At 67.4% G+C, this 13,934-nt stretch carries 10 protein-coding genes; 3 read left to right on the forward strand and 7 right to left on the reverse strand.

Annotated features, from left to right (window positions below; all coding sequences use genetic code 11):
• Positions 1 to 119: 119 nt before the first annotated feature.
• From AC56DV_RS13260 to AC56DV_RS13270, 3 genes are all read right to left on the reverse strand, one after another.
• A complete protein-coding gene (locus tag AC56DV_RS13260) occupies positions 120 to 2,912 on the reverse strand; it encodes an EAL domain-containing protein (protein ID WP_496314757.1) in 2,793 nt (930 codons plus the stop codon).
• A 28-nt stretch (positions 2,913 to 2,940) separates the two neighbouring features.
• Complete coding sequence (locus AC56DV_RS13265; RefSeq protein WP_496314758.1) at positions 2,941 to 4,380, reverse strand: RCC1 domain-containing protein; 1,440 nt, start codon at positions 4,378 to 4,380, stop codon at positions 2,941 to 2,943.
• Positions 4,381 to 4,586: 206 nt separating this feature from the next.
• The gene (locus AC56DV_RS13270) at positions 4,587 to 6,959 is read right to left on the reverse strand and encodes a YgiQ family radical SAM protein (protein ID WP_496314759.1); all 2,373 of its coding nucleotides are present in this window, start codon (positions 6,957 to 6,959) and stop codon (positions 4,587 to 4,589) included.
• 191 nt (positions 6,960 to 7,150) lie between these two features.
• Here AC56DV_RS13270 and AC56DV_RS13275 point away from each other — a divergent pair, with 191 nt between their 5' ends.
• The gene (locus AC56DV_RS13275; protein ID WP_496314760.1) at positions 7,151 to 7,663 is read left to right on the forward strand and encodes a DUF1269 domain-containing protein; all 513 of its coding nucleotides are present in this window, start codon (positions 7,151 to 7,153) and stop codon (positions 7,661 to 7,663) included.
• 54 nt (positions 7,664 to 7,717) lie between these two features.
• On the opposite strand, the gene AC56DV_RS13280 is transcribed toward AC56DV_RS13275, so the two are convergent.
• From AC56DV_RS13280 to AC56DV_RS13290, 3 genes are all read right to left on the reverse strand, one after another.
• On the reverse strand, positions 7,718 to 8,011 hold the full coding sequence (locus tag AC56DV_RS13280; RefSeq protein WP_057154090.1) for a DUF4404 family protein: 294 nt from the start codon (positions 8,009 to 8,011) through the stop codon (positions 7,718 to 7,720).
• 58 nt (positions 8,012 to 8,069) lie between these two features.
• Positions 8,070 to 8,690 (reverse strand): hypothetical protein, encoded by a 621-nt coding sequence (locus AC56DV_RS13285; protein WP_496314761.1) that lies wholly within the window; start codon positions 8,688 to 8,690, stop codon positions 8,070 to 8,072.
• A gap of 80 nt (positions 8,691 to 8,770) precedes the next feature.
• Complete coding sequence (locus AC56DV_RS13290) at positions 8,771 to 10,939, reverse strand: M3 family metallopeptidase (protein ID WP_496314762.1); 2,169 nt, start codon at positions 10,937 to 10,939, stop codon at positions 8,771 to 8,773.
• A 172-nt stretch (positions 10,940 to 11,111) separates the two neighbouring features.
• Between AC56DV_RS13290 and AC56DV_RS13295 the strand changes: the two genes are divergently transcribed.
• Positions 11,112 to 12,071: a LysR substrate-binding domain-containing protein gene (locus AC56DV_RS13295; RefSeq protein ID WP_496314763.1), complete on the forward strand. Its 960-nt coding sequence runs from the start codon at positions 11,112 to 11,114 to the stop codon at positions 12,069 to 12,071.
• On the opposite strand, the gene AC56DV_RS13300 is transcribed toward AC56DV_RS13295, so the two are convergent.
• A complete protein-coding gene (locus tag AC56DV_RS13300) occupies positions 12,068 to 12,970 on the reverse strand; it encodes a LysR family transcriptional regulator (RefSeq protein ID WP_496314764.1) in 903 nt (300 codons plus the stop codon). The two genes, AC56DV_RS13295 and AC56DV_RS13300, sit on opposite strands and share 4 nt — an antisense overlap.
• Positions 12,971 to 13,074: 104 nt before the next feature.
• Between AC56DV_RS13300 and AC56DV_RS13305 the strand changes: the two genes are divergently transcribed.
• A complete protein-coding gene (locus AC56DV_RS13305; protein ID WP_496314765.1) occupies positions 13,075 to 13,929 on the forward strand; it encodes a pirin family protein in 855 nt (284 codons plus the stop codon).
• The last annotated feature ends 5 nt before the right edge of the window (positions 13,930 to 13,934 follow it).

Consider the following 13,934-nt stretch of genomic DNA (forward strand, 5'->3'; position numbering starts at 1 on the left):
ATGCCAGTGTAGAGCTTTTGCAACCATTTGAAAAATTGATTGTTCCAATTGTTTCAATTGGCTTTGACTATCGGCAGACTGCGCCGAACCCCTATTATCCCCGTTCCGGGGCCGGAGCGTTATTGACTGGTTACGATTGCCGTATCGGCACTGCTGCGCAGCAGCGCGTCGAATTCGGTGGCCGGCATGGGGCGGGCGAACAGGTAGCCCTGGCCGTAGTCGCAGCCGGCAGCGGCCAGCAGGTCGCGCTGCTCGGGGGTTTCCACGCCTTCGGCGATGACGTGCAGGCCCAGCTTGTGGGCCATGACGATGATGGCGTCCGACAGCGCCATGTCGCTCGACTCCGGCGCCAGGTTGCGGGTGAAGCTGCGGTCTATCTTCAGGTAGTCGATGTCGAATTTCTTCAGGTAAGACAGCGAGCAATAGCCGGTGCCGAAGTCGTCCAGCGCCACCTGGATGCCGCCGTCGCGCAGCTGCAGCAGCTGGTCGGCGACGCTGTTGCTGGCGTCCAGCAGCAGGCCTTCGGTGATCTCGATGACCACCGCCTGGCCGGGCAGGCCCAGCTCGTCCAGCAGCGCCAGCCAGCTCCGGTAGCCGCCCTCGCGCTGGAATTCCAGCGGCGACTGGTTGACGCTGAGCTGGAACGCGGGATCCACCTCGCTGCGCCAGCGCCGCAGCCAGCGCACCGCTTCGCGGAACACCCAGGCGCCGATTTCAATGATCAGCCCGCTCGCTTCGGCCAGCGGGATGAATTCCATCGGGCTGACCAGGCCGCGCACCGGGTGGCGCCAGCGCACCAGCGCCTCGGCCTTGTGGATGCGGCCGCTCTGCAGGTGCACGATGGGCTGGAAGTACAGTTCCAGCTGCTGGCCCTTGACGGCGCCGCGCAGGTCGTTGGTCAGGCGCATGCGGTTCAGCGCGGCCACCTGCAGCGCCGGCGTGAAATAGCTGAAGCGGTTGCGGCCGGCGTCCTTGGCGGCGTACATGGCCTGGTCGGCGTGCTTGAGCAGGTCTTCGATGGAGGCGGCGTCGTCCGGGTACAGCGTGATGCCGATGCTGGCCGACACGAAAGCCTGCTCCTGCCCCAGCGGGAAGGGCGCGCGCAGGCTGTCGAGGATGGTCTGGGCGATGGTGTCGACGCGGCCCAGGCCAGTCGCGTCCAGCTCGCTGAGGATGACGGTGAATTCGTCGCCGCCCAGGCGCGCCACGGTGTCGCACTCGCGCACGCAGGCGCCGATGCGGTGCGCCGCGTCCACCAGCAGCACGTCGCCCTGGTGGTGGCCGAGGGTGTCGTTGACTTCCTTGAAGTGGTCCAGGTCGATGAACAGGATGGCCACCCGGCTGCCGTCGCGCCGGCTCTTGACGATGGCCTGATCGAGCCGGTTCTGGAACATGCGCCGGTTCGGCAGCTGGGTCAGGGTGTCGAAATTGGCTTGCTGCCACACCAGCGCCTCGGTCTGCTTCTTGTCGGTGATGTCCTCGATCATGCACAGGTGGTGCGCCTTGCTGCCCGCGTCGATCGCGGTGATGGAGGCGTCCACCCACACCACCGAGCCGTCCGGGCGCAGCAGGCGCTTGGCCAGCTTGAAGCCGGCGACCTGCTGCTCCTGCAGCCGCGCCACCTGCTCCTGCTCGGCGTCCACGTCGTCCGGGTGGCTGATGTCGCGCCAGCTGCTGGCCTTCATCTCGGCCAGCGTGCGGCCGGCGATCTCCAGGTAGCGCGGGTTGATGTCGCGGAACTGGCCGCTGGCCGTGTCGATCAGCGCGATGCCCATGGGCGCCGCCTCGAACATGGTGCGGAAGCGCGCCTCGCCCTTGCGGATGGCTTCCTGCGCGCGGCGGCGCTCGCGCGCCAGCAGGGCCACGTGCACGCCAGCGCCCAGCACCAGCAGCACGCCGCCGGCCGCCAGCGCGCGGTACAGCCAGGCCAGCGCGCGGCCGCCGTCGGCCTGGTACAGGAAGCCGTCGAAGCTGGCCCCGCGCGGCACCATGCCCAAGTCGGCATACACGTCGGCGATGTGCTGCCAGCGGTCCGGGTTCATATAGCCCACTTCCACCAGCACCGGCTGCACCAGCGGCACCATGGCGCGCGCCTCGTACAGCAGGTGGCGGCGGTCGTTGCGGCGCGAATACTTGTTCAGGATCAGGTCGGCGATTTCCTCCTGGTGGCTCATCGCGTACTGCCAGCCGCGCATGCTGGCGGCGCGGAAGGCTTTGACCCGCTCCGGGTGGCTGCTGATTTCCTGCTCGCTGGTAAACAGGTTGTCGCCGTAAAAGTCAATGCCGGCGTTGCGCGGGGTGTAGATGTCGTAGGGGAAGCCTGCCCGGTCCAGCAGGTCCGGTTCGTTGGTGGTGAAGACGGCCATGGCGTCCACCTTGCCGGTGACCAGGTCGTCCGGGTTGTAGCTGTGTTCCAGGCGCTGCAGGCTGGACGGCGCGATGCCCTCCTTGCGCAGGTAGGCGATCAGCTCGTCGCCCTGGCTCAGGTCGTCCGACAGCGGGCCTATCATCACGCGCTTGCCGGCCACGCGGTGCACGTCCGGCGCGCCCGCGGCTTGCGCCATCACCAGCGCATAGGGCGAATGCTGGAACACCACGCCCAGCACCACCAGCGGCTTGCCCTTCAGGCGCGCCAGCAGCAGGCTGCTGTCGCCCACCCCGTACTGGGCCTTGCCGGCCAGCACGTTGCGCTCGGGCTCTTTGCCGTCCATGCCCTCCAGGATGCGCACCTCCAGCCCGGCCTCGCGGTAATAGCCCTGCTCCAGCGCCGCGTAGTAGCCGGCGAACTGGAACTGGTGGCTATGCTTGAGCTGCAGCACCACCTTGTCCTGCGCCAGCGCCGGCCCGCAGGCCAGGGCCGCAGCCAGCCAGGCCAGCAGTGCAAGCAGCAAGCAGGACGACAGGCGCGGCAAGGCGGCTCCGGTCCGGTACGCCGTAACCTTACTGCACCACCAGCACGGGCACGCGCTGGTCGGTGTTCTGGCTGTTGCCCAGCTGGCCGTCGGCGTTCAGGCCCCAGGTCCACAGCGTGTTGTCGAGCATCATGCCGATGCTGTGCTGGCCGCCGGCCGCCACCGAGGTCCAGCCGGTGGAGGTGCCGATCTGCACCGGCGCGGTCTGGTCGAGCAGCGTGTTGTTGCCGATCTGGCCGTTGCTGTTGGAGCCCCAGGTCCACAGCGTGCCGTCCGTGCGGATGGCCACGGTGTGCTTCAGGCCGGCCGACACGACGGACCAGTTGTTGGCGCTGCCCGCCAGCACCACTTGCGCCGGCTCGGCCGACTTGGTGGTGCTGCTCAGGCCCAGCTGGCCGCTGGCGTTGTCGCCCCAGGTCCACAGCGTGCCTTCGGTGCGGATGGCGGCCGAATGGCTGCCGCCGGCCGAGATGCTGGCCCAGCTCTGCGTGCCGATCTGGACCGGCGCGTTGACGTCGGCGCCGGTGGCGTCGCCGTTGCCGAGCTGGCCGCTGGCGTTGCCGCCCCAGGCCCACAGCGTGCCGTCGCTGCGGCGGCCCAGCGAATGGGTATCGCCGGCCGCCACGGCGGTCCAGGTAGCGGTGCCGGCTACGGTGATCTTCACCGGCGCCAGGCGCGGCAGCACGGTGCCGTCGCCCAGCTGGCCGTTGAAGTTGCGGCCCCAGGCCCACAGCGCGCCCTTGTCGTCGATGCCGATGCTGTGCGCCTTGCCGGCCGCCACATAGAGCCACTTGCCGGTGCCGATCTTGGTCGGCACCAGCTTGTCGACCGAGGTGCCGTCGCCCAGCTGGCCGTTCTGGTTGAAGCCCCAGGCCCACAGCGTGCCGTCGGCGCGCAGCGCCAGGGTGTGGAACTCGCCGGTGGCGATCTGGCGCCAGGTGGTGTTGGCGCCGGACACCACGGACGGCTTGTTGCTGGCGATGGTGGTGTTGAAGCCCAGCTGGCCTTGCAGGTTGCTGCCCCAGGCGTACAGGTTGCCGTCCAGGTGGCGCGCCACGCTGTGCCGTCCGCCGGCGGCCATGGCCGCCCACTGGCCTTTGACCGTCACGTTGGCGCTGCCGGTGACGGTGCCGACCGCGGCGGTCACGGTGTCGGTGCCCAGGGTCTTGGCGGTGATGGTGCCGTCTGCGGCCACGCTCAGGGCCGGGCCCTTGACGGTCCAGGTCAGGCCGGTGGTAATGGCGCTCACTTTGCCGTCCGAATAGGTACCGGTGGCCACCATTTTCTGGGTGCCGCCGATGGACAGGACCGGGTTGGCGGGCGTTACCGCGATGGAGACCACGGTCGGCGCGGCCGGCGTGGTGGGGGTGGTCGGAGCGGGGGCGTCGTCGCCGCCGCCGCCGCAAGCGGCCAGCAGCGCCAGCACCGGCACCAGGAACAGGGATTTCAAGCTCAGGGTCATTTTCATTTTCATCCAGTCGATGTCGCGAACGCAAGGCGCGAGTCAGCCACTAGTGTAGCCGCAACCCGCGCTCCGCGATCCAGGGAACTAGGATGAATTATCATGCTTTTAAGAAAGATGAGCAAAGAAAACAACAACACCGCCCAGTGGGCGGTGTCGTGAGCGCCGGGAAACGCGTGGCGAGCGGCGCTTATTTGCAGCTTATTTGCATCTTACTTGCGGCCGCGCGGCGCGGCGCCGGCCGGGCGGGCGCCCTTGACGGGCGCGGCGGACGGCTTGGCTTTCACCTTGATAGTGTCAAGGATGGAGGCGCGCACCTTGGTTTCCACGGTGTCGCGCGCGGTGAGCGAGCCGGTCAGCGCGTTGGCGCGGCCGCCACGGCCCACCGGCGCCGCCACGGCGGCCCGGCCGCCGCGCGTGCCCGGCACGCCTGGCATACCGGAACCCGCGCCGCGCGGCTTGGCGCCCGGCGCGGCCATCGGCATGGCGCGCTTGCCATCCGGCGCCGCCTTCAGGTTTTCCTCGCCGGCGGTCCATGCGGGGATCAGATGCTTCTCGCCGTTGCCGATCAGGTCGCCGCGTCCCATCTTCACCAGCGCTTCGCGCAGGATGGGCCAGTTTTCCGGGTCGTAGTAGCGCAGGAAGGCCTTGTGCGCCTTGCGCACCTTGCCGCTGCGCGCGGTCTCCACCACTTCCGAATCCTCGGTGACCTTCTTCAGCGGGTTCTTGCGCGAGTGGTACATGGTGGTCGCCATGGCCATCGGGGTCGGCATGAAGGTCTGCACCTGGTCCAGCTTGAAGTTGTTCTTCTTCAGCCACAGCGCCAGGTTCAGCATGTCCTCGTCGGTGGTGCCGGGGTGGGCCGCGATGAAGTAGGGGATCAGGTACTGCTTCTTGCCCGCTTCCAGCGAGAACTTCTCGAACATGGCCTTGAACTCGTCATAGGCGCCGATGCCCGGCTTCATCATCTTGGACAGCACGTTCGATTCGGTGTGCTCGGGGGCGATCTTCAGCAGGCCGCCCACGTGGTGGGTCACCAGTTCCTTGACGTATTCGGGCGAGCGCACCGCCAGGTCGTAGCGCAGGCCGGAACCGATCAGGATCTTCTTCACGCCGGGAATCGCGCGCGCCTTGCGGTACAGCTGGATCAGCTTGCTGTGGTCGGTGCCCAGGTTGACGCAGATCGACGGGTACACGCACGACAGGCGGCGGCACGATTCCTCGATCTTCTTGTCCTTGCAGGCCAGGCGGTACATATTCGCGGTGGGGCCGCCCAGGTCCGAGATGGTGCCGGTGAAGCCCTTGGTCTTGTCGCGGATGTGCTCGATCTCGCGCAGGATGGACGGCTCGGAGCGGCTCTGGATGATGCGGCCCTCGTGCTCGGTGATCGAGCAGAAGGTGCAGCCGCCGAAGCAGCCGCGCATGATGTTGACCGAGAACCGTATCATTTCCCAGGCCGGGATGTGGGCCTTGCCGTAGCTCGGGTGCGGGGCGCGCGCGTAGTTCATGTCGTACACGCCGTCCATCTCGTCCATGGCCAGCGGCAGCGGCGGCGGATTGATCCACACGTCGCGCTCGCCGTGCGCCTGCACCAGCGCGCGCGCGTTGCCGGGGTTCGATTCCAGGTGGAACACGCGCGAGGCGTGCGCGTACATCACCGGGTCGTCCTTCACCACCTCGTAGGCCGGCAGGCGCACCACGGTGCGCATGTGCTGCTCGCGCAGCATCTGCTGGCGCTCTTCGCGCGTCATGATGCGGATCGGCTTGACCACTTCCAGGGCGCTGGCCGCGTTATCCGTGGCGCAGGCGGCCTTGTCTTCCTTGGCCATGGCGTACGGGTCCGGGTGGGCGTCCACCTTGCCGGGCACGTCCACGCGGCTGCTGTTCTGCACGCCCCAGTCGTCGCCCGGCAGCCAGCCCAGCGGCACCATGAAGGCGGTGCCGCGCAAGTCCTTGATGTCCTTGATGTGCTCGCCCGCGTTGAGGCGGTGCGTCAGGTCCACCAGCGCGCGTTCGGCGTTGCCGAAGATCAGCAGGTCGGCCTTGGAATCCGGCAGCACCGAGCGGCGCACCTTGTCCGACCAGTAGTCGTAATGGGCGATGCGGCGCAGCGAAGCCTCGATGCTGCCGATCACCACCGGCACGTCCGGATAGGCTTCGCGGGCGCGCTGCGAGTACACGGTGACGGCGCGGTCCGGGCGCTTGTTGGGCTCGGCGTTCGCGGTATAGGCGTCGTCCGAGCGGATCTTGCGGTCCGAGGTGTAGCGGTTGACCATGGAATCCATATTGCCCGCCGTGATGCCCCAGTACAGGCGCGGCTTGCCCAGCGCGCGGAAGGCGTCGGCCGAATGCCAGTCCGGCTGGCTGATGATGCCGACCTTGTAGCCCTGCGCTTCCAGCAGGCGGCCGACCAGGGCCATGCCGAAACTCGGATGGTCGATATAGGCGTCGCCCGTGACGAGGATGACGTCGCACTGCTCCCAGCCCAAGGCGTCCATTTCGGCGCGGGACATGGGCAGGAAGGGCGCAGTGGCAGCGCGGGCAGACCGCTTGGGGACGGTCGCAAATAAATTGGTGGGGGTCATAGGGACGGGATTGTACCGGAAATGCGCGCCCTCTGCTCAAGCGATAGGCACAATCAATTGGAAAATCTTTTAATTTTCAATAACTTGTGAACGACGGGCAAAGCTGTCGCCGAGACAAATATTACGGCGGCGACATTGCCTTTGCTGTCATTTTTGCTATAAAGAGAAGAACAACCCTCCAGGAGAACACCATGCGCCGCCGCCTCTACTTCATGCTTCCCGATGTTCCCAGCGCCCGCGCCATGCTGGATGAAATGCTGCTGGCCCGGATCGAAGAGCGTCACATGAAATTCATGGCCAAGGAAGGCACGCTGCCCGACGACATGCCGGACTGCAGCTTCCTGCAGCGCACCGACCTGGTCCACGGCGCGCAGCTGGGCATGATCATCGGCGGCATCGTGGGCCTGGCAGCGGGCATTTTCCTGACCATGGTCTCGTTCGACGGCGTGACCCTGCGCACCGCGGCCATCCTGCTGGTGGCGCTGGGCGGCGCCTTGTTCGGCGCGTGGGCCTCCGGCATGAACGCGGCGGCCGTGCCGAACAAGAAACTGGAAAAGTTCGCGCCGGCCATCGAGCGCGGGCAGGTATTGATGATCGTGGACGTGCCGCCCCGGCGCGTGCAGGAGATCGAGGAGATGATCGCCAAGCGTCATCCCGAAATCAGCTTTGGCGGTATTGAACCGCCTATGCTGGCGTTTCCGTAACGCCGGCTGCCCGGGAGCCGGTCCTAGCAAGGCCGGCGGCCCCGGGTCCACTCCCTATATGCCCATATTGCCCAGGATGCGGCCCAGTTCGCGCAGCGCCGGCTCCAGCGTGGGATGCTTGACAGCGAATTTCGCCGAGATTTCCTGCGTGCGCTCGGCCAGGCCGTAGGTGGTGGTGTCCTCGCCGCCCATGCCCGCCTCCTGCTGCGCCACCCGGCGCTCCAGCAATTGCTTGATATCGCCGTCCAGCTGCGCCAGCAAGTCCAGCAGCTCCTCATCCACCGGGCCGGGCGCGCTGGCCAGTTCCGTGTGCAGGGTCTTCAACGATGCCTTCAGATTGCTGTCCATAGTCCCGTCCCCTTAGTGATCGCTATACCGGATTTATACACCCAATTGCCGCGGCCAGCTATGATCTGGCGCTACGCAGCCATTCGGCGTACTCGCAGGAGGGAAAAGCGTCGGCAAAGCCGGCGCGCAGCGTGGCCAGCGACGGCCAGTCGCGCGACAGGCCGTCGATCTGCTCGACGCTGACGGAATTGACGTGGTCCATCATGTTCAGCTCGCCCAGCTCGCTCAGCGTGAAGATGTCGGCCAGCTCTTCCAGTTCGGCCTGGCCCAGCTGGCGCAGCGGCCCCGGCGCGATGCCGAGCACCAGGTCCACCATGCCGTCGGCGGCCCGCATCTGCCAGCCCATCAGCTCGCCGTCGATGGCCAGCACCTCGTCGCCGGCCTGCGCTTCCAGGTAGATCGGCCCGTCGCGCGGCGGCACGCCCAGGCCGATTTCCCAGCCGTCGCCGGCCAGCGGCAACAGCCCCGACGCGGCGGCGCGCTCGCGGAACTCGGGCGCGTTGCGCACGGCCAGGCTCAGGCGCAGCAGCGCGCTGTCGGCCGGGTCCGGCGCCAGCACCCAGCCCAGGTCCGGATACGCTTCCAGCGCCTCGCCGACCAGGCCGACGAAGGCCTCCTGGTCCAGGTGGTCCAGCTGGTTCATCGCCTGCGCCAGTTTCTCCAGCAGTTGCTCCATCATGTCTCTCCGAAAGTGCGCATAGCAACATGATACCTCTGCCCAGCCCGGCTCAGCGCCGGGCAGGGCCGGGTAATGCCGGCTTACTTGCCGCTCAGGCCGCGGCGGTCCAGCAGCGGCTCGATCTTCGCGTCGCGGCCGCGGAAGTTGCGGAACAGGTCCAACGCGTCCGCCGTGCCGCCGCGCGACAGCAGCGTCTTGCGGAACCAGTCGCCGTTCTTGCGCTGCAGGCCGCCGTTTTCCTTGAACCATTCCACGGTGTCGGCGTCCAGCTTTTCGCTCCACAGGTAGGCGTAGTAGCCGGCCGCGTAGCCGCCCGAGAAGGTGTGCGAGAAATAGGTGGTGCGGTAGCGCGGCGGCACCGGCGCGTAGTCGATGCCGGCGTCCTTCAGCGCGGCCGCTTCGAAGGCCAGCACGTCGCTCGGGATCTGCGCGGCGGTCAGCTGGTGCCAGCGCTGGTCCACCAGCGACGAGGCCAGGTATTCGGTGGTGGCGAAGCCCTGGTTGAATTTCTTCGACGCGGCCACTTTTTCCAGCAGCTCTTTCGGCATCGGCTCGCCGGTCTTGTAGTGGCGCGCGTAGTTGGCCAGCACTTCCGGCTGCACCATCCACATTTCGTTCACTTGCGACGGGTACTCGACGAAGTCGCGCGGCACGCTGGTGCCGGAGAAGCGCGGGTACTTCACGTTGGAGAACATGCCGTGCAGCGCGTGGCCGAATTCGTGGAAGGTGGTCTTCACCTCGTCCACCGTCAGCAGCGTGGGTTCGCCGGCCGGCGGCTTGGGAATGTTCAGGTGGTTGGCCACCACCGACCTGGTGCCCATCAGCGCCGATTGCGACACGTATTCGTTCATCCATGCGCCGCCCTGCTTCGATGGGCGGGCGTACATGTCGGCCAGGAAGATGGCCAGCTGCTTGCCGTCGGCGTCGAACACGTCGTACACCTTGACGTCCGGATGGTAGACCGGCAGGTCCTTGCGTTCCTTGAACGACAGGCCGTACAGCTTGCTGGCGGCGAAGAACACGCCCTTCTCCAGCACATTGGTCAGCTCGAAGTACGGCTTGAGCTGGTTGCCGTCGAAGCTGAAGCGCTGGGCGCGCACCTTGTCGGTGTAGTAGGACCAGTCGGCCGCGCCGATCTGCAGGCCGGCTTTTTCCGCGTCGGCCACCGCTTGCAGGTCGGCCGCCTCCTTGCGCGCGTTGGTGACGGCCGGCTTGGCCAGCTCGGCCAGCAGCGTGTTGACGGCGCTGGTGGACTTGGCGGTCTGGTCTTCCAGCGAGTAGGCCGCGTAGTTCGGGTAGCCCAGCAGCACGGCCTTGTCGGCGCGCAGCTTGGCGATCTTCAGCACGTTGGCGCGGTTGTCGAACTCCCCGCCGTGGCTGCCGCGCGCCAGCGACAGCTCCATCATGCGCTTGCGGGTGGCGGGATTGGTCAGCACGGCCAGCGGCGCCTGGCCGGTGGTGTTGGTCAGCGCGACGGCGAACTTGCCGTCCTGGCCGCGCGCCTTGGCGGCGGCGGCGGCCGCGTCGATGGCCGCTTCGGACATGCCGGCCAGTTCGGCGCGGGTGTCGACCACCAGCGCGCTGGCGTTGATTTCCTTCAGCACGTTCTGCTGGAAGGCGGTTTGCAGCGTGGCCAGCTCGCCGTTCAGCACTTTCAGTTTTTCCTTGTCGGCGGCGGACAGCCTGGCGCCGGCGCGCACGAAGTCGGTGTGGTAGCGCTCCAGCAGGTGCTTCGATTCGGCGTCCAGGCCCAGCTTGGCGCGCTTGTCGTACAGCGCTTTCACGCGCGCGTACAGCTTGGCGTTCAGGTAGATCGCGTCGTTGTGCGCGGCCAGCTTGGGCGACATCTCGGTGTCGATCGCATCCAGCTGGGGATTGGTGTTGGCGCCCTGCAGGTTGCTGAAGGTGGTGTACACGCGGGTCAGCAGCTGGCCGGAACGCTCCATGGCGACGACGGTGTTGTCGAAGGTAGCGGGCTTGGCGTTACTGGCGATGGCCTCGATTTCCTTCAGGTTCTGCGCCATGCCTTCGGCAAACGCGGGCAGGAAGTGCTCGTCCTTGATCAGGTCGAACTGTGGATAGTGGAAGGGCAGCGGGCTGAGCTTGAAGAAAGGATTGCCGGCCTGGGCTGCTGCGGCAGTCCCTGCGGCCGCGGCCGCAGGGGCGGCGGCGCTTTGCGCGGCGTAAGCGAACGGGGTCAGCGCCAGGCCGAGGCTGGCTGCGAGTACGAGCATCTGAGGACGGGACATAGCATCTTTCTAAGTGGGCCAAGGACTACCCTGCAACAAGCTGCAAACCGGCGGCAGGACGGAAGCCAATGATGATAGCAGGCAGTCTATACAACGTCACTTGCTATTGATGGTGCAATGCACATGCTGCACCGCACGCTACAATCCTGCAAACTGAACGAAAGGGGCAACAGTGGACTATTTCACCGCAGTGCGGGCCTTTGTGCGGGTCGTGGAGGCGGGCAGCTTCGCCCGGGCGGCCGATACGCTGCAGTGCCCGCGCAACACGGTCACCAAGCTGGTGCAGGCACTGGAAGCGCACCTGCAAGTCAAGCTGCTGCACCGGACCACGCGCAGGGTGTCGCCCACCAACGACGGCGCGGCCTATTTCCAGCGCATGTCGCGCCTGCTGGACGAGTGGCAGGAGGCCGAAGCCGAGGTGGCGCAGGCGCGCAACGCGCCGCGCGGCCGGCTGCGGGTGGACATGAGCACGGCGCTCGCGGCGCTGCTGGTGATACCGTCGCTGGCCGGATTCCGCGACCGCTATCCGGACATGCAGCTCGACTTCGGCGTAAGCGACCGCCCGGCCGACCTGGTCAGCGAAGGCATCGATTGCGTGGTGCGCGCCGGCGCCGTCAGCGACCCGTCGCTGATCGCGCGCCATATCGGCAGCCTGCCGCTGGCCACCTGCGCCGCGCCCGCTTACCTGGCGCGCCACGGCGTGCCGCGGCACCCGTCCGATCTGGCCGCCGGCCACACGCTGATACGCCATTTCTACGCCGGCTCGACCCGCCAGTCGCCGGTGGTGCTGGCGCATCCTTCCGACCCGGCCAGCCCGGTCACCGTGAGCGGCCATTACTTCCTTGGCCTGAACGACAGCAACGCCTTGCTGGCCGCCGCGATGGCCGGCCTCGGCGTGCTGCACGCCCCGGCCTTCATCACCGGGCCGCAGACGGCGGCCGGCATGCTGCAGCCGCTACTGGAAGAGTGGAGTGCGCCGCCGATCCCCATCCACATCGTCTATCCCGCCAACCGCCACCTGAGCGCGCGCACCCGCGCCTTCGTGGCATGGATGATGGAGCTGTTCAGCAACAGCCCCTACGCGCTGCCGCCCGGGCCGGCGCCGCGCCAGGGCGCCCCGAACTTGCGCTAATCGCCCCTGGCGCCGTGCTTCAGGTGCTCGACGAACCAGCGCCCGGCCGGGCCCGGCGGGTGGTCGCGCAGGTGGATGGCGTGCATGGAAAAGCCGGCGCCCAGGCCGGTCATGCCTTCCAGCGCAATGCGCACCAGCCGGCCGGCGTCCAGATCGTCCTGCACCATGTGCAGCGGCATATGGCCCCAGCCCAGGCCGGCTTTCAGGAAAGCGTGCTTGGCGCCCATGTCCGCCAGCCGCCACGCCTGCGCCGCCAGCACGCCAAAGTTGCGGCCTTCGGTCAGCGGCGAGCGGTCGGTCAGCACCAGCTGCACGTGGCGGGCGGCGTCCGAGCGCAGCACCATGCCCTCGATGGCCGCCAGCGGATGCGCCGGCGCCGCCACCGTCACGGCGGGCACGCTGAGCAGGAATTGCGAGGCGCAGCCGGCCGGCACTTCGGGCAGCGAACCGATCACGGCGATGCGGCACTGCCCCGTCAGCAGCGGCTGCACCACTGCCCCAAGCGCTTCCACGAACAGCCGCAGCGGCGTGCCGGGGAATTGCCGGTGGAACGCCTGCACCGCCGCCGTCAGCGTGGCGATCGGATACATCACGTCCACCGCCACCGCCAGTTCCGGCTCCAGCCCTTCCGCCAGGGTGCGCGCCTTGGCCTTGAAGGCGTCCATGCCGAGCACGGCCGAACGGGCCTGGTCCAGCAGCGCCCTGCCCTCCTCGGTCAGCTTCGGGTAGCGGCCGCTGCGGTCGAACAGAGCAAAGCCCACCTGCAGTTCCAGGTTGGCCAGGGTGGTGCTGACCACCGACTGCGCGCGGCGCAGCTTGCGGCCGGCCGCCGAAAAGCTGCCTTCGTCCGCTGCGGCGATAAAGGTGCGCAGCTGGTCCAGCGACATTGCATCAAGCATCCATCCACTCCCTAGATAGTATCCATCCAATTATATAGGCTTCCACGATGGATAGGCCGGGCCTAAGATGCATCCATACCAACCGCATATTCAAGGAGCAGCAGATGAACCAGGCAATCCAGCCAGCGCAACCGGCCCCGGCCGTCCAGCGCGACATCGTGGCCCGCACCCAGGGCCGTGGGCATCGCGGCATTACCCGCCTCGTCAGCCCCGGCGACCTGGGCGAGCTGATCAAACCCTTTGTGTTCCTGGACCTGTTCCGCATGGGCGCCAGCCACGGCATGGGCGGCATGGGCATGCACCCGCACTCGGGCATCGCCACCGTGACCGTGGTGATGGAAGGCGCGATCGAATACCGCGAGACCACCGGCCAGCAAGGCGTGCTGAGCGCAGGCGGCGTGGAATTCATGAACGCCGGCGGCGGCGTCTGGCACGGCGGCAGCCCGCACGGCGACGCCGGCGTGGCGGGCTTCCAGATGTGGCTGGCGCTGCCTGCGGAAGACGAGAACGGCCCGGCGCACAGCCAGTACCTGGCGCCGGAGCAAGTGCAGGCCAGCGGCCCGGCGCGCGTCATCCTCGGCAACTACGAAGGCGTGGCCAGCCTGATCCAGCCGCGCGCACCGGTCACCTATCTGCACGTGAAACTGCGCGACGGCGAACAGTGGACTTATACGCCGCCGGCCGGGCACGACGTGGCCTGGGCAGCGGTAGGCAAGGGCGCACTGGCGGTGGACGACGCGCTGCTGGAGAGCGAAGTGGCGGTGTTCGATGAAGGCGGCGGCGCGCTGCTGTTCACGGCGCGCGGCGACACGGAATTCGTGCTTGGCTCGGCCACGAAGCATCCCTATCCGCTGGTGACGGGCATGTATTCGGTGCACACCAGCGCGGCCGCCCTGGTGCAGGGCGAGAACGAGATCAGCCGCATCGGCAGCCAGTTGCGCACCGCAGGTTTAATTTAACTTTG

The organism is Massilia sp. BGA-UO-ETr-WB1, from assembly GCF_059567845.1.

Bases quoted from the DNA above. Each gene is read 5' to 3' on its own strand.
- AC56DV_RS13265 (WP_496314758.1), bottom strand. From the start codon at position 4,380: ATGAAAATGACCCTGAGCTTGAAATCCCTGTTCCTGGTGCCGGTGCTG.
- AC56DV_RS13270 (WP_496314759.1), bottom strand. From the start codon at position 6,959: ATGACCCCCACCAATTTATTTGCGACCGTCCCCAAGCGGTCTGCCCGC.
- AC56DV_RS13275 (WP_496314760.1), top strand. From the start codon at position 7,151: ATGCGCCGCCGCCTCTACTTCATGCTTCCCGATGTTCCCAGCGCCCGC.
- AC56DV_RS13280 (WP_057154090.1), bottom strand. From the start codon at position 8,011: ATGGACAGCAATCTGAAGGCATCGTTGAAGACCCTGCACACGGAACTG.
- AC56DV_RS13285 (WP_496314761.1), bottom strand. From the start codon at position 8,690: ATGATGGAGCAACTGCTGGAGAAACTGGCGCAGGCGATGAACCAGCTG.
- AC56DV_RS13290 (WP_496314762.1), bottom strand. From the start codon at position 10,939: ATGTCCCGTCCTCAGATGCTCGTACTCGCAGCCAGCCTCGGCCTGGCG.
- AC56DV_RS13300 (WP_496314764.1), bottom strand. From the start codon at position 12,970: ATGCTTGATGCAATGTCGCTGGACCAGCTGCGCACCTTTATCGCCGCA.
- AC56DV_RS13305 (WP_496314765.1), top strand. From the start codon at position 13,075: ATGAACCAGGCAATCCAGCCAGCGCAACCGGCCCCGGCCGTCCAGCGC.